Raw genomic sequence first — 21,103 nt, forward strand, 5'->3', positions numbered from 1 at the left:
TGCGTACTCAAGCTCAGGCACAACCATAATTCATTCGGTTTTATTGAACGATTGGAGGCAGCCATGGACGAGACCCTTCGTCAACTGTCGAGAGAAAGAAAAGCGGCGCACAAAACGCTCTGCGATCTGGACTCGGGCGTCTACAAGGCCTTTCTGGACATGGAACGCGCCACCTACAGCGACGGCCACCTGTCGAAGCAAACGAAGGAACTGATCGCCGTGGGCATATCCGTGGCCAAGGACTGCCGTTCGTGCATGCAGTGGCACATCGAACAGGCCGCATCATCCGGCGCCGGACTGCGCCAGGTACTGGAGGCCGTGGAGGTGGGCATCGAGATGGGCGGAGGACCGGCCACGGTGTCGGCCAGGTTCGCCCTTGCGGTTATGAAGGACGTTTTCGGACAGGAAGCATTCGCACAGGCCAAAACATCAGGCAGGCACCCGGCCGATTGAGTTCACGGCGCAATGGAGGTAAGTGCTGGCGCTTCGAGCTGGGGCCACGCCCCAAGCCATGGAGGCTCCTCCCATGAAATTCGTCAGCAAACGCACCCTTACCCGCCGCCTGGCCTCCCTGTATGAGAAGATGGGCCAGGCCTATTCCAAAGCCGTTCCGGAAGGCTTCACCTGCGAGGGGTGCCAGCAAAACTGCTGCGTCAGTTATTTCCAGCACCACACGCACATCGAGTGGTACTACCTTTGGGAAGGTATGAACGCCTTGCCCGAAGACAAACGGACCGAATATGTGGAGCGTTCCCGCGAGAACGTCGACAGAACCAGGGAAGCCCTGGCCAGGGGAGAGATACCCAGGGTGATGTGCCCGGTGAACGAGGACGGCAAATGCGGCCTGTACGAACACCGCATGATGATCTGCCGCATGTACGGAGTGCCGAACATTCTGCTCTCCCGGGCGGGGCTCAAGCAGTTCCCGGGTTGCCCGAAGGCCATGGAGCTTGTCGCCGGGCGGGAATACGAGCGGGTGGACCGCACCCCCCTGTATCGTGAACTTGCACAGCTGGAGATGGAATTTCTGGGCAGCCGGCGCAATCAGGTGCCCAAGGTGGACATGACCCTGGCCGAGATGATCCTGGCCGGGCCGCCCAAGCCCTGACATCAGCCGAGGTAAACGGGGACATCTCTCGCGCTGACGTCCTGGTTGCTTGCGCGAACGCAAACGAACGAACCGGAGAAGAGACTCACCCGTTATGATGTGGGACGGTATTTGGGCTCTGTGCAAAGTCCTGCTGGTCTTTGCCTGCATGCTGACCGGCATCCGGCTCCGGTTCGGCATCGGCCCGTCCATTCTGGCCGGCGGCCTCGTCCTGGCCCTGCTCTTTGGAATGGGGCCGATGACATGGCTGCATGCCGCAATCGACGCCGCCCTCACCTGGGACTGCATCTCGCTGGCCCTTATCGTGGTGTTTGTCCTCATGCTTTCGCACGTGCTCGAACGCACCAGCCAGTCCATCAAGCTCATGGACGCCCTGGCCGGCTTCCTGCCCAGCCGCCGGCTGAGGCTCATCTTCTTCCCCGTGCTCATAGGGCTTCTGCCCATGCCCGGAGGTGCGGCCTTTTCCGCCCCCATGGTGCGCCAGACCGGCCAGCCCCTGGGGCTTTCGGACGAGGAGCTCTCCATGGTGAACTACTGGTTCCGCCACGTGTGGGAGCTGGCCTGGCCCCTGTATCCAGGCATCATAATGGCCGCCGGGCTTCTGAACGTGCCCCTCTCCACCGTGATCCTGAGCACCGGGCCAGGGGCCATCTTCTTCGCTTTGCTTGGCTGGTGGTTCATCCTGCGTCCCATGGGCCCCCAACTGCGCGCCCTGGACGCTACGGCTTCCGCACCGCCCGTAAGGGATGTCCGTCTCGTTCTGCGGCTCGGCCTGCCGCTCATGATCGCCATTGTGGGATCATTCGGGCTTGAAACAGCCGTGTCCTCGCTCTTGCCGGGCATGTCCTTCGAGATGGGAATCATGGCCGCACTCGTGGCCGCCATTGCCTGCGTGTTCATCCAGAACAAGGCCGGAATATCCTTTCTCTGGCAAAGCCTCATGCAGAAGGAGCTTCGCCAGACTCTCCTCATTGTTGCCGCCATCTTCGCCTTCAACGCGGTCATGGACCAGGCCGGAGTGGTCCGCGAGATGGTGAAGTTGGGCGGCGGGGCTGCCCTTTTTTGCGCCGCAGTATTCGTGCCCGCGCTGGTGGGCATGGTTGCCGGCATAACCATGGCCTTTGTGGGAGCATCATTCCCGCTGATGCTTGGCCTTCTGGACCAGCTCGGTTTGCAGCACCAGGCCATGGCCTGGGCCGCCCTGGCTCTCATCTCCGGATTCGCGGGGGTTATGGCGTCGCCGCTCCATATTTGCTTCATCATGTGCTGCCAGTACTTCAGCGTGAACCTTCCCCGCTTCTGGCGCCTCACCGCCCCCCCTTGCCTGATTCTTCTCACGTTTGGTTTCGTCTGGTTTTGCGTGCTCCGAGTTCTCTGATCCTCGTTGACCTCATGCCTCGATAAACGTAAGAGTACGCCGCATGAGGGTGTCCTTCGACTGGAAAGGCCGATTCCCAGGACTCTTGTGTCTGGTTTTGGCCATGTTGCTTGCTTTATCTTGGAGTCCAGCATCCGTATACGCCGCATCCACTAAGGAACAGAAAAAGAGCCAGACCGCATCAAAGCCTTCAAAATCAAAAAACACATCCGCCAAAAGCTCCCAATCACAGGGAAAAAAGAAAAAACACGCCCGTTCACAGAAACACACAGTTCCGGTCTCCAGCGATCCCAGCGGCATGCAGTTGAATGTCAAAGCCGCTTTCCTGATGAACATGAACACCGGCAAGGTCTATTTCTCCCAGGATCCAGACGAGCGCATTCCTCCCGCATCCGTAACCAAGGTCCTTACGCTCTACGTGGTGCGCGAGGCGCTGGCCCAAGGCAAGATCAAGGAGAGTACTCCCATACCGGTGAGCGCCCTGGCCATCCGCACCGGAGGCTCCACCATGAGCCTGTATAAGGGCGAGAAGGTCCCTTTGTCCGAGATCATCAAGGGCATAAGCGTAGTTTCAGCCAACAACGCCTGCGTTGCCGTGGCCGAATACCTGGGCAAGGGGGATTCCCGCAGATTCGTGGCCCAGATGAACGCCAAAGCCCAAAGCATCGGCATGACCCGCAGCGTGTTCAAGAACCCCAATGGCCTGCCCGCAACCGGCCATGTGTCCACAGCCCGGGACCTGGCCAAACTTTCCGCAAGCTATCTCAAGCGATTCCCCGAGTCCCTGGCCATCCACTCCATGACCAGCCACACATACCACGGCGTCACCCACCGCAATGCCAATTCACTTCTTGGCCGCTATGAAGGGGTGGACGGCCTCAAAACCGGGTTCGTGTGCGCTTCCGGCTACAACATCTCGGCCACGGCCAAACGCGGCAACACTCGCCTGATCGCGGTGGTGCTCGGCGCCAGGAATCCGATCATCCGGGAAGTGGAGACCGCGCGTCTGCTCGAATACGGCTTCGCCCGCGCCGAAGCGGATACCCAGGCCGTTTCCAAATCTTCCCGGTCATCGAAAAAAAAGAGGGATTAAACACAGCCATGGTCCACACCACACCACCCTGCGCCTTGGGCATTCACGTGCCGAGGCGCAATGCCGATTGACCACTGGCTCGATGCCCTCACCCAGGCGAACTCCAGACATGTGGATTCGGACCTTCTCGCCCTGGCGGATCTCCCCTATCCGTTTCTCACCGCCCAGACTGTCTGTTCCCAGATAGAGCTTCTTAGCGGCCATTTGGCCCAAGTGAACGACACGGGCAGACGATTGGCCATCGCCTACTCGCTGTACACACGCCAAATGGACTCCATCCAGGAATCGTCCGTGAGAGGCATGTGCGCCGGTTCCTGCATGCGCCCGCCTGTGGGCTGCTGCAATGCGGACCATTTCGTCATCCTGTCCCCGGCTGACCTGATGGTTTCACAGCCCAGCGCAACCGCACTCCAGCTCTCGCACGTTATTTCCGGCATGCAACGAACCGAGCACAACCACTCGATCAAGAACGGGAAGACCCTGAGAAACGCCTACTGCAGCTGCCTTTCCACATCAGGATGCACCCTGCGCCTTTTCAAATCCCCCAGGTGCACCCACTACCTGTGCAAGGATGTCGAAGAGTCCCTGCGTGTTAGCCATGGCTTGTCCTCATCCGCCTTCATCGAGGCCATGCGTTCTTCCGCGTCCGCAACCATCACCAGTTCCAAAGACTTCACCAACGGACATGTCCTGACAGCTGCCACAGCGTTTCTTGACCTTCTCCCCTAACTCTGCCTCCCTCACTGGATCCACCGGAAACAATCCCGAATTTTTCTGGTCGGTGTGCGATTTCCTTTTTTGCATATATTGACATCCTCGTTGCATTGAGCGATTTCCTTCTCAGCAAAGACGGACTCGCTGTTTCTTTAATTGAAACATTATTCCTCTTAGCGGAACATGGGCTAGTCGCGGCAGCAACTTCAACAAGGATAGAATTCCATGATCATCGGCATTCCCAAGGAAATCAAACCTCAGGAAAACCGGGTGGCCATGACCCCCGGCGGCGTGGCATCTCTGGTGCGGGCCGGCCACAAGGTTCTTGTGGAGGACGGCGCGGGTCTGGGGTCCGGGCTCACCAACGACGAATACGTGAAGGCCGGTGCCGAGCTTGTCAGCGCCGACAAGGCCTGGGGCGCGAAGATGGTCATAAAGGTCAAGGAGCCCATTGCCTCCGAGTACCAATACCTTCGCCCCGACCTGCTGCTCTTCACCTATCTGCACCTGGCCGCTGCCGAGGAACTTACTAAGGCGCTCCTGGCCTCGAAATGCACCGGCATCGCCTACGAGACGGTCCAACTGCCCGACGGCAGCCTTCCCCTGCTGACCCCCATGTCCGAAGTTGCCGGACGCATGGCCACCCAGGTCGGCGCGCACTACCTGGAGAAATACCAGGGAGGACGCGGCGTGCTGCTTGGCGGCGTGCCCGGAGTGGCCCCCGGAAACGTGGTGGTCCTGGGCGGCGGAGTGGTGGGCACCAACGCGGCCAAGATGGCGCTGGGCCTGGGCGCGCAGGTGACCATGCTGGACGTCTCCCATAAGCGGCTGCAGTATCTGGACGACGTGTTCGGCGGCCGGCTCATCACCATCACCTCCACCGAACCCAACATCTGGGAAGCCGTGGCCCACGCCGACTTGGTCATCGGCGGAGTGCTGATCGTGGGCGCCAAAGCCCCCAAGCTGGTCACCCGAGAGATGCTCAAGGTCATGAAGGAAGGCTCGGTCATCGTGGACGTGTCCGTGGACCAGGGCGGCTGCGTGGAAACCATAAAGCCCACCACCCACAAAGACCCCACCTACGTTATCGACGGCGTGGTGCACTATGGCGTGGCCAACATGCCAGGAGCCGTGCCCCGCACCTCCACCTTCGCCCTCACCAACCAGACCCTGCCGTACGCCATGAAGCTGGCCGCCAAGGGCTTGGACGCACTCAAGGAAGACAAGGGGCTCTTGCTGGGGCTCAACACCCACAACGGCCTGCTCACTTACAAAGCAGTGGGCGAGGCCTTCAACATCGCCTGCGTTTCTCCTGCGGATTTGTTCTAGACAGGTTAAGCACCCCTCAACGCGAAGCTCCCGCCGGACCAAGTCCGGCGGGAGCTTTTTCGTGCCCCCCTGCCAGCAGCGCGAAACCTCTACCGATTCGCGCCGTCCAGCACCGCTTTCAAACGCTCGGCATCCAGGGCGTTTTCCGACTTGGCCACAACGATGCAAGCCACGCTGTTGCCTATCATGTTGGTCAGGGCCCGGCAGATGGCCATGAACCAGTCCACGCCCAGAAGAAGGGAGAGACCGGCTATGGGCAGGGTGGGCACGGTGGACAGCGTTGCTGCCAGGCAGATGAAACCGCCACCGGCCACAGCGGCCGCCCCCTTGGAAGTGAGCAGCAGGATGCCCAGAATGGCGGCCTCCTGCCCCCATGTCAGAGGGGTGTTCGTGGCCTGGGCGATGAATATCGCGGCCATGGTCAGGTAAATCGAAGTCCCGTCCAGGTTGAAGGTATAGCCCGTGGGCACCACAAGACCGACGACGGATTTGGCGCATCCCGCGTTTTCCAGCTTGACCAGAAGCCTGGGGAGCACAGTTTCCGAAGAAGAGGTCCCCAGGACGATGAACACCTCTTCCTTGATGTAGCGCAACAGCTTCCACAAGCTGAAGCCGGCCATTTTGCAGATGCTCCCCAACACTAGGACAACAAAGAGCAGGGCCGTGCCGTACACTCCGACCAACAGCTTGAACAAGGATTCAAGGGTCCCGGACCCGAAACTGGCCACGGCGAAGGCCATGGCCCCCATGGCGCCGACCGGAGCCAGCCGCATGATGTAGCCTATACCCAGAAACATGCAGTGGTTGAATTCCTCGATGAAGCTCAAGACCCCCTTCCCCTTCTCTCCCATGCTGGCCAAGCCGAATCCGAAAATGCACGAGAACAGCAACACCTGCAGAATCTCTCCCTTGGCGAAGGCGTCGACAACGGTGCTGGGAATGATGTTCAATATGAAATCCACTGTGCTCAGGTGCTTTGCGCCCTCGGTGAACTGGCTTAGTCCCGAAACGTCCAGCTTGGCAGGATCGGCGTTCACCCCTGCGCCCGGCTGGAGCACATGGACCATGACCAACCCGATGATCAAAGCCAGCACAGTGACTGCTTCGAAATAGATAAGCGCCCTCAGCCCCACCCGTCCGACCTTCTTCATGTCGCCCATCTTGGCGATGCCCACCACCACTGTTCCGAAGATGATCGGCGCAATCATCATCCGGATGAACTTGATGAAGCCCGTCCCCAGGGGTTTAAGATCCTTGGCGAAGGCGGGCGCAAGAAAGGCCAGGGCGATTCCCGCGGCAATGCCCACGGAAACCTGAAAAAGAAGCGACGTGTAGAATGGAGCCTTGTTTTCGGAAGTCATGAAGCCTCGCGAGCCAGCAGGCGGCAAAAAGGTCAGCAGCGGCTTAAGAAGAATCTCCGTCAACTCCGCCAAGGAGTTACGCTTTCTTAGCCTGATCTTCGTCTGGCGCACAAGCTCTTCCGCCAACAAAGCCTCTGTCCCCTCTTGTTGGCGCATGCTGTTCACAGCGCATTCACTCTCACACAACTCTTTTCGGAATTTGTGTCAAATCAAAAGGAAGGTGCTTGTTTTTGACGAAAACAGTGTGCAAATGTACCTATGCTTTATGTGGAAAAAAGGGGTGGAGAAACCATGCTCAGACATGGGAGCGAGAACCCTTCCGGCCTTTTGTGGCCTGGGGTTGCCCATGGATGCGGCATTGTTTCGCGCCGCGCGTCTGAACCGGAGTCTGACGAGGCCCCCGGTGCGAGTAGCGCTTCGGTCCGCCCCTTTCCCCGCGCGTCTTTGGGGGTTTGAGCTTCTGGTAACCCTTGGCCGCCAGACACGGGCAGGCTGAGGCAACCTCTGGCAGGAGGAGGCATATGTCACTCGAAAGGCGAGATTTTCTTAAACTGACCGCGGCCACGGCGGCGGTCACGGCCTTCGGCGGCCTGGGTCTGGACCTGACAACGGTCCACGCGGCTGCCGAACTGGCCAAGCTCAACGGAAGCAAACAGACCACCTCGGTGTGCTGTTACTGTTCCGTGGGCTGCGGCCTGATCGTTTCCACGGCCCAGGGCGGCAAAGGCCGCGCCGTGAACGTGGAAGGCGATCCCGACCATCCCATCAACGAAGGGTCCCTCTGTCCCAAGGGCGCTTCCATCTGGCAGCTCACCGAGAACGACAAGCGCATCACCAAGGTTCTCTACCGCGCCCCCAACTCGGACAAGTGGCAGGTAAAAACCTACGACTGGGCCCTCGACCAGATCGCGGCCAGGGTCAAGAAGGTGCGCGACGCATCCTTCACGGCCAAGAACGCCAAGGGCCAGGAAGTCAACCGCCTGGAGACCATCGCCTCCGTGGGCTCGGCCGCCATGGACAACGAAGAATGCTGGATATACCAGCAGATGCTCAGAGCCCTGGGACTAACATACATCGAACATCAGGCCCGTATCTGACACAGCGCAACTGTAGCGGCTCTGGCAGAGTCGTTCGGGCGCGGCGCGATGACGAATCACTGGATCGACATCAAGAACAGTGATGCGGTGTTAGTAATCGGCTCCAATCCTGCCGAAAACCATCCCATATCCTTCAAGTGGATCATGCGGGCCAAGGACGCTGGCGGCAAGCTCATCGTCGTTGACCCCAGGTTCACCAAATCCGCCCAGAAGGCCGACTTGTACGCACCGATCCGCTCGGGGTCGGACATCGGTTTCTTCGGCGGCTTCATCAACTACATTGTCGCCAACAACATGATGTTCAAGGACTACGTGGTGAACTACACCAACGCGTCCTTCATCCTGGGCGACAAGTATGAATTCAAGGACGGCATGTTCTCCGGCTTCGACGCGGGGAAAAAGGCCTATGACAAGTCTTCCTGGTCCTTCGCCAGGGACGACGCGGGCATGATCAAGAAGGATCCCACCCTGCAGGATCCCAAGTGCGTCTTCCAGATCATGAAGAAGCACTACGAGCGCTACACCTTGGACAACGTGTCCAAGATCACCGGCTGCCCCGTGGCCAAGCTGGAAGAAGTCTACAAGATGTTCGGAGCCACCGGCGCCCCGGACAAGACTGGCACGGTGCTCTACGCCATGGGCCAGACCCAGCACACCGTTGGCGTGCAGAACATCCGGGCCATGTCCATCGTGCAGCTCCTTTTGGGCAACATCGGCACGGCCGGCGGCGGCATCAACGCCCTGCGCGGCGAAGCCAACGTCCAGGGTTCCACGGACCAGGGCCTGTTGTTCCACATCCTGCCCGGCTACAACCCCACACCCTCGGCCTCCGTTGTGGACCTCAAAGCCTACAACGAGAAGTTCACCCCCAAGACCAAGGATCCCAAGTCCGCCAACTGGTGGGGCAACCGGCCCAAGTACCTGGCCAGCTACCTGAAGGCCATCTACCCCAAGCAGAAGCCGGAAGATTCCTACAAGTGGCTCCCCAAGTGCGAGGACGGCAAGGACTACTCGTGGCTTAGCCTGTTCGACGAGATGTACAAGGGCGCGTTCAAGGGCTTCTTCGCCTGGGGCCAGAACCCGGCCGCCTCCACGGCCAACTGCGGCAAGGCCCGCCAGGCCATGGCCAAGCTGGACTGGATGGTCACGGTGAACATCTTCGACACCGAGACCGCCTCCTTCTGGAAGGGCCCGGGCATGGACCCCAAGAAGGTGAAGACCGAGGTCTTCTTCCTGCCCTGCTGCGTGTCCATTGAAAAGGAAGGCTCCATCTCCAACTCCGGACGCTGGATGCAGTGGCGCTACCCCGGGCCCGCGCCCTTGGGCGGAACCAAGCCCGACGGCGACCTGATCTACGAGCTTTTCGACAAAATCCAGAAGCTCTACCAGAAAGACAAGAAGGCCGTGTTCCCTGACCCGATCCTGAACCTGAACTGGGACATCGCCACCAACCACGTCTTCGACCCGCATAAGGTGGCCAAGCTCATCAACGGCTGGTTCATGACGGACAAGACCATCGGGGACAAGACCTACAAGGCCGGCGACCCCGTGCCCGCCTTCGGCCTGCTGCAGGACGACGGTTCCACCTGCTCCGGCAACTGGATCTACTGCGGTTCCTACACTGACAAGAACATGTCCGCGCGGCGCGACAAGACCCAGACCCCCATGCAGGAGAAAATCGGCCTGTATCCTGGCTGGACCTGGGCCTGGCCGGTGAACCGCCGCATCATCTACAACCGCGCTTCGGTCGACCCGCAGGGCAAGCCCTACCAGCCCAGCAAGCCTGTCATCGAATGGGTGGACGGCAAGTGGGTGGGCGACGTGCCTGACGGTCCGTGGGCCCCCATGGCCGACGAGAAGGGCAAGAACCCCTTCATCATGACCACTGAGGGCTTCGCCCAGATATTCGGCCCCGGCCGCAACGACGGACCGCTGCCCGAATACTACGAGCCCCTGGAATGCCCGATCACCGAACATCCGTTCTCCAAGGTGCTGCACAACCCCACGGCGCTGGTTTTCCAGGGACCGACCGAGACCCGGGCCGTGTGCGACCCGCGCTTCCCGTTCGTGTGCTCCACCTACCGGGTCACCGAACACTGGCAGACCGGCGTCATGACCCGCTGGACACCCTGGCTGCTCGAGTGCGAGCCCCAGATGTTCGTGGAGCTCTCCCCCGAACTGGCGCAGCTCCGTGGCATCAAGGCCGGCGACAAGTGCATCGTGGAGAGCGTCCGCGGTTCCCTGTGGGCCATCGCCATCGTCACCGAACGCATCAAGCCCATGCAGGTCATGGGACAGACCGTTCACATGGTGGGCATCCCCTGGCACTACGGCTGGGTCTATCCCAAGGACGGCGGAGACTCCGCCAACCTGCTCACCCCGTCTGTCGGCGACCCGAACACGGGTATCCCGGAAACCAAGGCCTTCATGGTCAACATCAAAAAGGCCTAGGGAGGTAAACGAACATGCCAGGTAAGACCTTCTTCGTCGACCTCTCCAGGTGCACTGCCTGCCGCGGTTGCCAAGTCGCGTGCAAGCAGTGGAAGCAGCTCCCCGCGGAGCAAACCAAAAACACGGGTTCCCACCAGAACCCGCCGGACCTGTCCTTTGTGACCCTCAAGGTGGTGCGCATGAAGGAAGTGGGAGACGCCAGCGACTTCAAATGGCTCTTCCTGCCCGACCAGTGCCGCCACTGCGTGGACCCGCCGTGCAAGGACGCTGGCGACGGCGTGATCAAGGACGCCATCACCCAGGACAAGACCACCGGCGCTGTTCTCTTCACCGAGAAGACCAAAGGTCTGCCCTTTGACGTGGTCAAAGGCGCCTGCCCCTACGACATCCCCAGGCAGGATCCCAAGACCAAGGTCATAAGCAAGTGCGACATGTGCAACGACCGTGTCACGGCCGGGTTCCTGCCCGCCTGCGTCAAGACCTGTCCCACCGGAGCCATGAACTTCGGTGAGCGCGACGAGATGCTGGCAATGGGCAAGAAGCGTCTTGAAGAGCTCAAGAAAACCAAACCCAAAGCCGTACTGGTGGACTATGAACAGGTGCGGGTGGTGTTTTTGACCGAACACGCGCCCAACCTCTATCACAAGACCCTCATGTCGGACGCGGACGGGCCCGACACGTTCACCCGCTTCGCCGCTTTGGACAAACTGCTGAACCCCTTGCGCCAAGCCAGGGGTTAGCGGAAACCGTCGCCTGGACCCGGCCGCCTTGGGGGCGGCCGGGTCTTCGACCCCCCACTCGTAGGCAGGACGGGTTTCCTTAGCAGATGCGGCGGGCCGGGATTGCCGGCCGTTTCCCGACGGGACTGGACCTCCCACTTCGGGAAGCGGCAGGAACCGGTCCGCCGCACTTTTTTGGTCCGGGCACCACATTTCAAGAGCTCTTCACTCTGTGCTCTCTTTTGGAGGTGGATACCGTGAGCGTTTTCGTCTATGCTTCGACAACCTACCATTTGAGGGAAACCATGAATTTTTTGGCAGCCCTTGTACTTGGCCTGTTGCTTGGTTTTACACCGGTTCAATCCCTGGCCGCTAATGCCTCGGATTCTCCCGCCATGAAGCCCCTGCCCATTGGTCAGGCTTTCCCGGACATCGCCTTCAAGGGGCCGCTTTCAGCAACGGAGGCGAAAGACCTTGGAGTTGACGCCGCGGATAAAACCATCCGTTTTAGCCAGCTGAAAACCGAAGCCATCATCCTGGTGGTGTTTTCCATGTACTGCCCCTTCTGCCAGAAGGAAGGGACCGAGCTTGACAAGATGCACAAGCTCATCGGGCAGAAGGGACTTGCGGACAAGGTCAAGCTGGTCGGCCTCGGCGCTGGAAACTCGCCCTTTGAGGTCAACATCTACCGAGAGAAGTTCGGACTGGGCTTCCCCCTCTTCCCGGACCAGGACTTCGAGGCCTACAAGGCCCTGGGCCAGGTCGGAACCCCCTATTACTACATTCTCAAACGCCGAGGCTCTGAATTCATCATCGTGGACGAGCAACTCGGCTGCGTGGCCTCACCAGGGTCTTTCCTGGACCGCGTGCTCGAAAAGACCGGCATGGCCAAGGGGAAGTGACATGACAGCCCGAGCCTTCACGGCTTTTGTTTTTGTCCTTTCCTTGTGCCAGCATGCATACGCCCAATCACGAATCCCGCCCGAGCTCATGTGGCAATCGGGCCAGCAAAAACCTACGGACAGCCAGCTTGCGGTCAAAGTGGGTGACAAGGCTCCTCTCTTCGATCTTCCCGGAATCGACGGAAAGAGGGTTGCTCTGTCTCAGTACCTGGGCGTGAAAAACGTTGTCCTTTCCTTTATTCCCGCGGCATGGACCCCTGTCTGCTCAGGGCAATGGCCCGGCTACAACCTGGCCAAAAGTGTCTTCGAATCCAATGAGGCGGTACTCATCGGCATAAGCTGCGACAATCTTCCGTCCTTGAACGCCTGGGTGGTCGAGATGGGTGGAGTGTGGTTCCCGGTAGCTTCGGATTTCTGGCCCCACGGGGCCCTGGCCAAGAAGCTCGGCATCCTGCGCTCGGATGGCATAACGGAACGGGCCATCTTTATTATCGATAAGAAAGGGGTCATCAGCTATATTGACGTGCACGACATAAACTCCCGGCCCGACCTCGGCCAGATTGCCGAGGCGCTTGCAAGGCTCAAATGATCAAAGCCGCGCTCATAATACTTTTGGTCTCGCTGGTTTCCTGCGAATCGCCTCCCCCTCCTCCTCAGCTTGCGGAGCGCATGGGCGTGACCCAGGACGAAATACGCATAGGGGCCAGCCTGCCCCTCTCGGGCCACGCATCCTACCTCGGTCAGGAGACCCTGCGCGGGGCAGTGGCTTATTTGGACTTTGTGAATGCCCAAGGTGGAGTCCACGGCCGAAAAATCAGGCTCATCACCCGAGACGACGGATACGATCCGCCCCGTTGCGTGGCCAATACCCAACAGCTTGTCGTCGAGGATCAGGTTTTCGCCCTGTCCTGCTACGTGGGCACGCCCACGACCACCAAGATTCTGCCCATGCTCGTGGATGCCAAGGTTCCGCTGGTCGGGGCCTTCACCGGTGCGTACGATCTGCGCGAGCCTTTCCAGCGCTACGTGATAAACGTCCGGCCTTCCTACTACCAAGAGACCTCTTCCGCGGTGAAGCACTTTGTCGATGACCTTGGGACCAAGCGCATCGGCGTTTTCTACCAGTTCGACGCCTACGGTTTCGACGGACTCAAGGGAACCGAGCTGGCCCTTCGCAGCTATGGCCTGGCGCCAGTGGCCAGAGGGTCCTACGCCAGGGGAACCATGGACGTGGAAGAAGGCTTAGCCAAGATTCTCGAAGGAGGAGCCCAGGCCGTGGTCATCATCGGCACTTCGGCTCCCTCGGCCAAATTCATCAAATTGGCCATGGAGAAGGACCCGGACCTGATCTTCTACGCCGTTTCCTTTGTGGGAGCCGAAGAAATCGCCAAGGCTCTGGGGCCCGATGAGAAAGCCCGCGTGCTCGTTTCCCAGGTGATGCCCCCGCCTGACCTTCCGGAAACCCAGGCCCTGCTCTGGGGGGTTCGGGAATACGACGACCTGCTCCGCCAATCCGCTCCAGGGCACCCGCCCACGGCCGTGGGTCTGGAAGGGTTCATCAACGCCAAGGTTCTGGTGGAGGGGCTCAAACGGGCCGGACCGCAGCTCGACCGCGAACGTTTCATCGAAGCAGTGGAATCCATCCGGGACTTCTCACTGGGCCTGGCCAACACCCTGGGCTACGCACCCGGTGACCATCAGGGACTCGAGAGGGTCTATTTCACCAAGCTCGAGTCGGGCCGATTCGTCCTGGTCACGGATTGGTCCGACCCCTTCGCCAACCGGAACTGCCCGTGACAGGCCCACTCGCCGCCATAGCCCCCCCAAGGGCTCGAAGCTGGATTTTTCCCATCCGCCCTCGTTAAGCCATCATGCTCAACCGCGTCCGCAAATTAAGCCTCCGCAACAAGATATTCTTGGCGACTGTTGGCGTGGTGCTGCTCATTAGCGGAGTAATCGCCCTGCTGGCCCGGGGAATCCTGGTGAACAGCCTGAGCCGGGAACTCGAACTGCGCGGTTTGGCCATCGCCCAGTCCATTGCCGAGCGCGGTGGCGGCTACATCCTGGACAAGGACCAGGCCGGGCTGGTGGCCCTTCTTTTCGACGCCGCCCAATTGGGGGAACGCAAGGCTCTTGTGGCCTACATCTTTCTGACCGACAACGAAGGCAAGCTCCTGGCGCACACATTCATTCGCCCCTTTCCCAAGGAACTCCTGGATACGGTAACCCCAGCGGACAGCCAGGAACTGGTCACCCGCCCGGGCAGTTTCGAAGGAAGCGAGGCCGTGGACATTTCTGTTCCCATCCAGGAAGGCATTTACACCCTGGGCCGGGTTCACGTGGGGCTCAGGCAGAGCCACATAGACAGCCTGGTGGGCAAGCTGAGGCTGACTTTTCTCGGATTCATCTCCCTGGTCATCGTTATCATCTTTCTCATTGCACTCGGACTGTCAGGATATGTGGTCGACCCGCTATCGAAGCTGACCAAGGCCGCAGAATCCATCAGCCGAGGCAGGCTTGACCAGCCGCTGGACCTGGGCGGGCCGTCCTGGGACGCCAGCGAATGCCCAGCCTACAACGACAACGACCTGCCCTGCTGGCACCTGGATGAATTGGGTAGGAACCGCAAGCGCCAGCCGCGCACCTGCAACCCCTGCAAATTCTACCGGGAGCGCTCCGGGGACGAGGTGGTCCAGCTGGCGGACGCCTTCGCCAACATGGTCTGGTCCATCAAGCTCTACCGGCATCGCCTGCGGGAATCCGAAGAGCGCTACCGGCCCCTGTTCGACGCCAACCCCGACCCGTTCCTGGTGCTCGATGTCTCATCCATGCGGTTTCTGGACGCCAACCCGCGCGCCTCGGAACTCTACGGCTATTCCAAACGGGAATTCGCCGGCATGACCCTCTCGGACATCGAACCCGAAGGCAGCTCAGCGGGGGTGCAGCGGTTCCTCACGGAGGGCGGCGCGGGCGACCATGTGCTCTATACCAAAGTCGGCCACATCACCCGGGGAGGGTACGGCATTTTCGTGAACATCCACGCCACAATGGCCCATTACCGCGGCAAAGAGGTGGTCATCTTCTCCGCCACGGACGTGACCGGGCTTGTGGAAAAGGACGCCCAGCTCATCCAGGCCAGCAAGATGAAAACCCTGGGCGAGATGAGCGCGGGCATGGCCCACGAACTCAACCAGCCGCTCAACGCCATCAAGCTCGGCAGCGACTTTTTGAAGTTGGCCGCTCAAAACGGAATCGACATATCCCCGGAGCGCTTCAAGCAGGTAGCCGATGAAATAAGCGCCCAGGTGGACCGGGCAGCCGGCATCATCACCCACCTGCGCGAGTTCGGCCGCAAATCAGATCTCATTGCGGACGAGGTGGATATCAACATCCCTATTCAGGGGGTGTTCACCATCATCGGCAAACAGCTGGCTCTCGAGAATATTCATGTGGACCTGGAGTTGCGAGAGAATCTGCCGAAGGTGCTGGCACACTCCAACCGTCTGGAACAGGTGTTTTTCAATCTTGTGGTCAATGCCCGAGATGCCATACAGTCATCTTCAAGTGGCGGTGGCGAGATCGTCATCCGGTCTTTCATGGAAGACGGTTTGGTCGCGGTGAGCGTGTCTGACACCGGATGCGGCATACCACCCGATGATCTGCTAAAGATATTCGAACCCTTCTTCACGACGAAACGCACTGGGGAAGGCATGGGTTTGGGGCTTGCCATCTCTTACGGCATCGTCAAGGATTATGGCGGCGACATCCAGGTTGGGAGCGAAGTCGGCGAAGGAACCACCTTCAAGCTGCTTTTCCACCCCGCCACCGTGTGAGGCTCCACTATGGACGTTTTGGTCATCGACGATGAAAGGCCAACCCTGGCCATGTTCGAGCTCTTGCTGCAGGCCATGGGCTATAACCCCGTGGCCGCGGATTCAGGCGAACGCGGCTTGGAGATATTCGGACTGGGCGATTTCCCCATCGTCCTCACGGACATCAAGATGCCCGGCATGGACGGCATGGAGGTGCTTTCGCGCATAAAGCTCACCCGCCCCACCACCGAGGTTATCGTCATCACCGGGCATGGAGACGTGGAGCTGGCTCTGGAAGCTCTCAATCTCAAGGCCGCGGATTTCATAGACAAACCCATCTCCCAGGAAGCCCTGGCCAATGCCCTGCGTCGCGCCGAGGGGCGTATCGCCCGCAGGGAACATTCTAATCCTCCAGCCGTTCTGCGTGAAACCGACGGCGTAAGCGTTCTGGACATTGCCGGCAATCTTTCCACGGCAATGGACTCGCTTGCCGACGAGCTGGCTTCCGCCAAGGACCGGGCCGGACTATTGATCACCGTTTCCGAGTGCGCCTCCATTAATGGTGCCGGCATTGAAAGCCTCACCGCTATCATCCGCGACCAGGCCGCACTGGGTCAGCCCGTGGCCATAGCGTGCAAACCCGAGAACTTCCGCCGCGTGTTCGAGGCAGCCGGGCTCACCAATGCGGCCACCTTGTACGAGAACGAAGAGGACGGACTGCGCGCGCTGCTTGCGAAAAGCCCCTGACGAATTCGTCAATATCCATGAATCTCCAAATTTAATATTGACGCACTATTCAAATCCAGCTACCGCCGCTTTTACGTGAGATCGCTCATCGGGCTTCGCTTATTGCGGGGGACAGGCCCGACCAAGCGGTTTCCCTTTCACGGGGCGCGTAGACCGGATTTCCTATGCGAGGCCTTGCTGGATGAAACGGCCGGGCAGGGTGCCAGGCCGATTATGGTAACCTCTTGCAGGAGCATTTTTGAGTATGGTGACGAACATCTACGTCGGGAATCTGCCTTTCAGCGCCTCCGAAGACCAAGTGCGCCAGATGTTTGAGGCCCACGGACAGGTCAACTCCGTGAAGCTCATCAACGACCGTGAGACCGGCCGTCCCCGCGGCTTCGGATTCGTGGAGATGGAAGGGGATGGTGTGAAGGAGGCCATCGAGGCCCTCAATGGTGCCGACTTCGGCGGACGCACCATGAAGGTCAACGAGGCCCGTCCCCGCGAAAAACGTCCCGCGCGCTGGTAACCCCCTTACCGAACGAAAATCAAAACGGCCCCCATCGTCCTGGCGGGGGCCGTTTTTTTTCTTTCTCAGCTGTTCCTGCTTGACACTCGGCTCGTTTTATAACCGGCGGACGATCCATTATTCCCCTGAAGGCACGAATGCCACGGCGAGCCGTGTCAAAAGCCCCTTCATGTCGTGCCCCTGGTGGTTCCAGCGGTACTCGAACTCCTTGAGGTAAAGGGGAAATTTCTCAGCGGACACTCCCTGGAGCTTCTCCAGCCTGCGCCTCAGGTACGGCCAAAAACCACCGTCTTCATCAAGGGGCAGGGCAGAATCCTTGGTTCTAAGGGCTGGCGTCAGCCAATCCGGCCCGCCACAGCATACCAGCCCCTGGTATCCACGCATGGGGCCTGTGTACACCACCGAGCCCACTCGTGAGGTTTTCAGACGAAAATGCAGTTTGAAAAGCGTCAAATCTGTCGCATCCACATCCGGTATCAAGTCGACGAAGACCCATCCCTGGCGCGGCATTATGCCGAACACCGGCGGCCAGGAACCCGCGCGTCTCGCCTTCAGGGCCTGACTGATCTGCCGAGCGTCTATGGCCTGGTACAGAATGGCTTGCCGAAGCGCGTCCATGGCCTTGTAGACCGTGTTGTACGCCACTCCAAGATGTATGGCGGCCTCTTTCACCGGCCGCTCATCCGCGAACAGACTGATGAGGCTAAGCCATTTGGAGCAGCTTAGCCCCCCGATCCCCATGAAGCGCCCGGTGAGCTCGTGGAAGGTGTACCCGCAGGCCTTGCACCGCAGCCGACCCGACCCCAAACGGTAGATTCGTTCTCCCCGGCAGCGGGGACACCCCGTGGCGCCCACTGTTTTGCACAAGGAAGCCACCAGCTCCCTGGCCGCAGTCTCGTCCGAACAGGCGTTTGCTGGGACCGGGAATTCCTCCATGGACGCAAAGCGCCTTAAAAGCCCAAGGCCGACGCCGTGGGGCGAATGAAGCTACGCTTCACAGCCAGGATGTCCAAAGCCAACGATTCGAGATCGTCCAATACCGGCAGGCTGGGACGGTCGAACTCGCGAAAATCGGTGGTTTTGATGTAGCCCTTGCAGCTTTGGCAGGCATCCACCCGGTATCCCGGCTCCTCATCGGCCGTGAAAAAAGGAAGCTTGGCTGCGTCACGTTCCTGGCAATAGGCGCATTGCAGCCTGAACGTTCTGTAGCTGGCCCGGCAGAATGAGCAACAGCTCATCCTGATCCCTTCCTTGCCCGTGAGCGCGGATATGAAAGGCAAGCTGCCGCAAACGGGGCAGGAGCCCTGCTCCCACGTTCTGTCCTGGGGGAGCGTTTTCGAAAGGTTCTCAGCCAGAGCCATTATCGATGGCGTCATGCTTGATTGAGCAAGAAAACTTAATGTTTTCGGGGCTTGCGGGAACCGCTTGCCAAACCCCTCGAAAAAAGCCTCATCGTTTTTGAGGAAGGCTTCAAAAGCCTTGCGCATCAAGGGGTCTCCCTCATCCAGAGCCACCCCGGCAGCCTGGGCCATTGCCCCTCCCATGCCGCAGAGAAGATTTCCGAATTGAACGAAGAGCCGGGCGGCCTGTTGGACATCGTAACGAAAATTCTCCCTGGCTAGCAACGAAGCCCCCTGGATCACGTGGTCCAGGGAAGCGAGTTCAGCCTGTGGCGTTTCGGGCAGCCGGGCTTCCCCTCTGGCCTTGTTCTGGGCGTCCAGAACCTGTTCCACCAAATCCAGAAGCTGCGCGGGGATGTGCGTCTTCTTGCGAAGGTCCGCAAGTTTGCGGCCGACAAGTTTTTCCTCGTGTTCCACGGAATTGAACATGGTCACCTCATTGAAAATTAGCTCACGGTGTCTGGGCATCCGTAGCGGTCAGTCTGTATGTCGCCGCTGCGGGAGGAGGTTTTCTGAAAACTGCCATGAATCCGACGGACGCGCCGCCTTGGACTTCAGTGGCCTTGCATGGGGACTGCGCCGGGGGTTGCAGTTTTGCCAGAAGTTCTTCCCAGCCCAAGAACTTCAACTCCGAGATGGATGCGGTAAGGCCCGCCTCAACCACTTCTTGTGCCAGCTCTTGCCCCTTCGCGTCCAGCAGGGACGCCTTGATTTTAATCCGGCACCTGGCGGAACGAAGGTTATTGGTCAGGGTACCCTCGACGATATAGAGATGGCCAAGGTGCTTGTTCTCAACAAAATAGGCCTTGTCCCCGGCCAGGGTGAATTCCTGGGAATCGGCCGCTTCTTTGGACCGTCCTCCGAACACAGCATACAAGGCCAACGCCGCCAGCCCGATGGCTGCAGAAATAAGAGCGATTCGTTTCGCTGGCATTACTTGGCCTCCTTGCCCGCAAATTTCACAGCGACCTTGGTGCCGGGATCAAGCCCTGAAAGGACCTGGGTCCGCTGGGAGCCGCGCGGACCGAAAACCGGTTCGGCCTCCCGGGCACCGCCCCGCCCGTCGTCCACGTAAACCCGGCGCTTCCCCCCTCGGGAGACCACCGCCTCATTGGGCACCGAAAGAACACCCTTCAAGTCTTCAACCAGAACAAAACACTGCACGTTCATTTCCGGCCGCAGTATGGATGCCGCCTGCGGCGGCAAAGGAGCAATGGCCGGATAATACAGCACCTTGTCCACTATTTCTGGTGCGGGAGAGATGCGGTCGACCTGGGTAGGCATGACCTGGTCTTTTTTTGACGGCAAAAAAAACCGGACCGGCATGCCCGGCCTGACCCCCGCGGCGTCCGCCTCGTTTATGAATATCCACAGGTCCAGAAAGCGGGGATCGATGATGGTCATAATCTTCACCGCTTCGAGTTCGGCCACCACCTGCTCGCCTTCCTGGGTAAGCACCTGCCCGACAATGCCGTCGATGGGGCTTTCAACGCGGGTCATGGAGATGAGGGTGTCTACCTGATCTACCAGAGCCTTGGCCTCTGCGACCATTTTTTCGTATCGCTTCAGATCGTGTTGCGAATCCTTGGCTATCCGGCCAAGCGTGGCCTTGTCCTGCGCCACTGTCTGGGCGGCCGTGGCAGCGTCACGCCGGGAAGCGTCCAGGTCGTTCTGGGCCAAATGCCCTGCCCCGCTCAAAGCATGCTTTCTCTCGAGATTCTTATCCGCATAGCTTTGGCGGCTGCGATTCGCCGTAAGCGAGGCCCCGGCCGCCTCCAGGCGTTTGTCACCCATTGGCTTCACCCGGTTCAGCTCATTTTGGGCGCTTTCGAGCTTGGCCACCGCCTGGCGTCGCATTCCCTGAAGCTCGCGGTCATCTATCTCGGCAAGCAGCTGTCCGGCGCGCACAACATCACCAGTCCGGACGTGCATCCTGAGGATCTGCCCTCCGACCCTGCTGCCGACCCGAACGAACCCCTTGTCCCTGGCTCTTACAACGCCCTGAGCCTCAACCACGCGCACCACGTCGCCCGGCCCCGCCTCTCCCCATTCGGCCACTTTCGGCCCGAGCGGAGCGTCCTGCCCGCTCGAACAGGAAGAACAAAGAGGCAGAAGACAGCAAAGAAACGCCAAAAGCCACGGAGTAGTCATATGCCATTCACGCCGAGGGTCGCGGGAGCAACAGTCCTGCCTGGCCAAGCGCCAAGGTCCGATGGGGAAGGGGCAATTTGCCGGCTGATGCTGGGAAGCATGAACTCACACGACAGTCCTGACGATCCGGCCTTTCTCAGTCGTTTCGTCAGGGAATCCGGCCTTGGCAAGACGCACCGCGGGTACGACAGGCTCAACCGCCACAGCCTTCACGGTGCGAGCATTGGCTTCGTACATGGCCTTCTCCAGCCTGGAGGCCAAGTCCTCACCGGTTACGGCATTTCTGGATTCAACCGCGTTCACTCTCATGGTCGCTCCCTGACTGATAAG

General features: G+C 59.8%; 21 protein-coding genes. 14 read left to right on the forward strand and 7 right to left on the reverse strand.

Features of this window, described 5'->3' with window-relative positions; all coding sequences use genetic code 11:
* The first annotated feature begins 63 nt into the window (after nucleotides 1-63).
* The 3 genes from HY795_12055 to HY795_12065 all read left to right on the forward strand — a co-directional run bounded on the left by HY795_12055 (nucleotide 64) and on the right by HY795_12065 (nucleotide 2,486).
* Entirely contained in the window at nucleotides 64-453 is a 390-nt protein-coding gene (locus HY795_12055; protein ID MBI4805958.1) for a carboxymuconolactone decarboxylase family protein, read from the forward strand.
* A 73-nt stretch (nucleotides 454-526) separates the two neighbouring features.
* Nucleotides 527-1,108: a hypothetical protein gene (locus tag HY795_12060; GenBank protein MBI4805959.1), complete on the forward strand. Its 582-nt coding sequence runs from the start codon at nucleotides 527-529 to the stop codon at nucleotides 1,106-1,108.
* A 94-nt stretch (nucleotides 1,109-1,202) separates the two neighbouring features.
* Nucleotides 1,203-2,486 (forward strand): DUF401 family protein, encoded by a 1,284-nt coding sequence (locus HY795_12065; protein ID MBI4805960.1) that lies wholly within the window; start codon nucleotides 1,203-1,205, stop codon nucleotides 2,484-2,486.
* Between the two features lie 12 nt (nucleotides 2,487-2,498).
* Here HY795_12065 and HY795_12070 read toward each other — a convergent pair whose 3' ends face one another.
* Nucleotides 2,499-2,822: a hypothetical protein gene (locus HY795_12070; protein MBI4805961.1), complete on the reverse strand. Its 324-nt coding sequence runs from the start codon at nucleotides 2,820-2,822 to the stop codon at nucleotides 2,499-2,501.
* Here HY795_12070 and HY795_12075 point away from each other — a divergent pair.
* From HY795_12075 to ald, 3 genes are all read left to right on the forward strand, one after another.
* Nucleotides 2,815-3,579 (forward strand): D-alanyl-D-alanine carboxypeptidase, encoded by a 765-nt coding sequence (locus HY795_12075; GenBank protein MBI4805962.1) that lies wholly within the window; start codon nucleotides 2,815-2,817, stop codon nucleotides 3,577-3,579. The genes HY795_12070 and HY795_12075 overlap by 8 nt on opposite strands.
* 60 nt (nucleotides 3,580-3,639) lie before the next feature.
* Entirely contained in the window at nucleotides 3,640-4,308 is a 669-nt protein-coding gene (locus tag HY795_12080) for a hypothetical protein (protein MBI4805963.1), read from the forward strand.
* Nucleotides 4,309-4,518: 210 nt separating this feature from the next.
* Nucleotides 4,519-5,622 carry an alanine dehydrogenase gene (gene ald, locus HY795_12085; protein MBI4805964.1) on the forward strand — a complete coding sequence of 368 codons (1,104 nt, stop codon included), beginning with the start codon at nucleotides 4,519-4,521 and terminating at the stop codon, nucleotides 5,620-5,622.
* Nucleotides 5,623-5,711: 89 nt separating this feature from the next.
* Here ald and dctA read toward each other — a convergent pair whose 3' ends face one another.
* Entirely contained in the window at nucleotides 5,712-6,983 is a 1,272-nt protein-coding gene (gene dctA / locus HY795_12090) for a C4-dicarboxylate transporter DctA (GenBank protein ID MBI4805965.1), read from the reverse strand.
* 521 nt (nucleotides 6,984-7,504) lie between these two features.
* Between dctA and fdnG the strand changes: the two genes are divergently transcribed.
* The 8 genes from fdnG (at nucleotide 7,505) to HY795_12130 (ending at nucleotide 17,222) form a co-directional block, all read left to right on the forward strand.
* Nucleotides 7,505-10,531, forward strand: a complete 3,027-nt coding sequence (gene fdnG / locus HY795_12095) for a formate dehydrogenase-N subunit alpha (protein ID MBI4805966.1) — start codon at nucleotides 7,505-7,507, stop codon at nucleotides 10,529-10,531.
* Between the two features lie 14 nt (nucleotides 10,532-10,545).
* Entirely contained in the window at nucleotides 10,546-11,271 is a 726-nt protein-coding gene (locus HY795_12100) for a formate dehydrogenase (protein MBI4805967.1), read from the forward strand.
* Nucleotides 11,272-11,507: 236 nt separating this feature from the next.
* Nucleotides 11,508-12,152, forward strand: a complete 645-nt coding sequence (locus HY795_12105; protein ID MBI4805968.1) for a TlpA family protein disulfide reductase — start codon at nucleotides 11,508-11,510, stop codon at nucleotides 12,150-12,152.
* 1 nt (nucleotide 12,153) lies between these two features.
* Nucleotides 12,154-12,741, forward strand: coding sequence for a redoxin domain-containing protein (locus HY795_12110; protein ID MBI4805969.1), 588 nt, complete (start codon nucleotides 12,154-12,156; stop codon nucleotides 12,739-12,741).
* Nucleotides 12,738-13,949 carry an ABC transporter substrate-binding protein gene (locus HY795_12115; GenBank protein MBI4805970.1) on the forward strand — a complete coding sequence of 404 codons (1,212 nt, stop codon included), beginning with the start codon at nucleotides 12,738-12,740 and terminating at the stop codon, nucleotides 13,947-13,949. The genes HY795_12110 and HY795_12115 overlap by 4 nt, the downstream gene beginning before the upstream one ends.
* Before the next feature lie 74 nt (nucleotides 13,950-14,023).
* On the forward strand, nucleotides 14,024-15,985 hold the full coding sequence (locus HY795_12120; protein MBI4805971.1) for a PAS domain S-box protein: 1,962 nt from the start codon (nucleotides 14,024-14,026) through the stop codon (nucleotides 15,983-15,985).
* 9 nt (nucleotides 15,986-15,994) lie between these two features.
* Nucleotides 15,995-16,711, forward strand: a complete 717-nt coding sequence (locus HY795_12125) for a response regulator (protein MBI4805972.1) — start codon at nucleotides 15,995-15,997, stop codon at nucleotides 16,709-16,711.
* A 244-nt stretch (nucleotides 16,712-16,955) separates the two neighbouring features.
* Complete coding sequence (locus HY795_12130) at nucleotides 16,956-17,222, forward strand: RNA-binding protein (protein MBI4805973.1); 267 nt, start codon at nucleotides 16,956-16,958, stop codon at nucleotides 17,220-17,222.
* A gap of 117 nt (nucleotides 17,223-17,339) precedes the next feature.
* Here the strand turns inward: HY795_12130 and HY795_12135 are convergent, their stop codons facing one another.
* The 5 genes from HY795_12135 to HY795_12155 all read right to left on the reverse strand — a co-directional run bounded on the left by HY795_12135 (nucleotide 17,340) and on the right by HY795_12155 (nucleotide 21,082).
* Nucleotides 17,340-18,158 carry an IS1595 family transposase gene (locus HY795_12135; GenBank protein MBI4805974.1) on the reverse strand — a complete coding sequence of 273 codons (819 nt, stop codon included), beginning with the start codon at nucleotides 18,156-18,158 and terminating at the stop codon, nucleotides 17,340-17,342.
* A gap of 14 nt (nucleotides 18,159-18,172) precedes the next feature.
* A complete protein-coding gene (locus HY795_12140; protein ID MBI4805975.1) occupies nucleotides 18,173-19,051 on the reverse strand; it encodes a formate dehydrogenase accessory protein FdhE in 879 nt (292 codons plus the stop codon).
* A 22-nt stretch (nucleotides 19,052-19,073) separates the two neighbouring features.
* Nucleotides 19,074-19,556 carry a DUF3426 domain-containing protein gene (locus HY795_12145; GenBank protein ID MBI4805976.1) on the reverse strand — a complete coding sequence of 161 codons (483 nt, stop codon included), beginning with the start codon at nucleotides 19,554-19,556 and terminating at the stop codon, nucleotides 19,074-19,076.
* Nucleotides 19,556-20,773: an HlyD family efflux transporter periplasmic adaptor subunit gene (locus HY795_12150; GenBank protein ID MBI4805977.1), complete on the reverse strand. Its 1,218-nt coding sequence runs from the start codon at nucleotides 20,771-20,773 to the stop codon at nucleotides 19,556-19,558. The genes HY795_12145 and HY795_12150 overlap by 1 nt, the downstream gene beginning before the upstream one ends.
* Before the next feature lie 105 nt (nucleotides 20,774-20,878).
* Complete coding sequence (locus HY795_12155) at nucleotides 20,879-21,082, reverse strand: hypothetical protein (GenBank protein MBI4805978.1); 204 nt, start codon at nucleotides 21,080-21,082, stop codon at nucleotides 20,879-20,881.
* Between the last annotated feature and the right edge of the window lie 21 nt (nucleotides 21,083-21,103).

The sequence above is a fragment of the Desulfovibrio sp. genome (assembly GCA_016208105.1).
Taxonomy (GTDB): Bacteria; Desulfobacterota; Desulfovibrionia; order Desulfovibrionales; family Desulfovibrionaceae; genus Fundidesulfovibrio.

Coding starts and splice junctions, on each gene's coding strand:
- HY795_12055 (MBI4805958.1), top strand. CDS start 64: ATGGACGAGACCCTTCGTCAACTGTCGAGAGAAAGAAAAGCGGCGCAC.
- HY795_12060 (MBI4805959.1), top strand. CDS start 527: ATGAAATTCGTCAGCAAACGCACCCTTACCCGCCGCCTGGCCTCCCTG.
- HY795_12065 (MBI4805960.1), top strand. CDS start 1,203: ATGATGTGGGACGGTATTTGGGCTCTGTGCAAAGTCCTGCTGGTCTTT.
- HY795_12075 (MBI4805962.1), top strand. CDS start 2,815: ATGAACATGAACACCGGCAAGGTCTATTTCTCCCAGGATCCAGACGAG.
- HY795_12070 (MBI4805961.1), bottom strand. CDS start 2,822: ATGTTCATCAGGAAAGCGGCTTTGACATTCAACTGCATGCCGCTGGGA.
- HY795_12080 (MBI4805963.1), top strand. CDS start 3,640: ATGCCGATTGACCACTGGCTCGATGCCCTCACCCAGGCGAACTCCAGA.
- ald (MBI4805964.1), top strand. CDS start 4,519: ATGATCATCGGCATTCCCAAGGAAATCAAACCTCAGGAAAACCGGGTG.
- dctA (MBI4805965.1), bottom strand. CDS start 6,983: ATGACTTCCGAAAACAAGGCTCCATTCTACACGTCGCTTCTTTTTCAG.
- HY795_12100 (MBI4805967.1), top strand. CDS start 10,546: ATGCCAGGTAAGACCTTCTTCGTCGACCTCTCCAGGTGCACTGCCTGC.
- HY795_12110 (MBI4805969.1), top strand. CDS start 12,154: ATGACAGCCCGAGCCTTCACGGCTTTTGTTTTTGTCCTTTCCTTGTGC.
- HY795_12115 (MBI4805970.1), top strand. CDS start 12,738: ATGATCAAAGCCGCGCTCATAATACTTTTGGTCTCGCTGGTTTCCTGC.
- HY795_12120 (MBI4805971.1), top strand. CDS start 14,024: ATGCTCAACCGCGTCCGCAAATTAAGCCTCCGCAACAAGATATTCTTG.
- HY795_12125 (MBI4805972.1), top strand. CDS start 15,995: ATGGACGTTTTGGTCATCGACGATGAAAGGCCAACCCTGGCCATGTTC.
- HY795_12130 (MBI4805973.1), top strand. CDS start 16,956: ATGGTGACGAACATCTACGTCGGGAATCTGCCTTTCAGCGCCTCCGAA.
- HY795_12135 (MBI4805974.1), bottom strand. CDS start 18,158: ATGGAGGAATTCCCGGTCCCAGCAAACGCCTGTTCGGACGAGACTGCG.
- HY795_12140 (MBI4805975.1), bottom strand. CDS start 19,051: ATGTTCAATTCCGTGGAACACGAGGAAAAACTTGTCGGCCGCAAACTT.
- HY795_12145 (MBI4805976.1), bottom strand. CDS start 19,556: ATGCCAGCGAAACGAATCGCTCTTATTTCTGCAGCCATCGGGCTGGCG.
- HY795_12150 (MBI4805977.1), bottom strand. CDS start 20,773: ATGACTACTCCGTGGCTTTTGGCGTTTCTTTGCTGTCTTCTGCCTCTT.
- HY795_12155 (MBI4805978.1), bottom strand. CDS start 21,082: ATGAGAGTGAACGCGGTTGAATCCAGAAATGCCGTAACCGGTGAGGAC.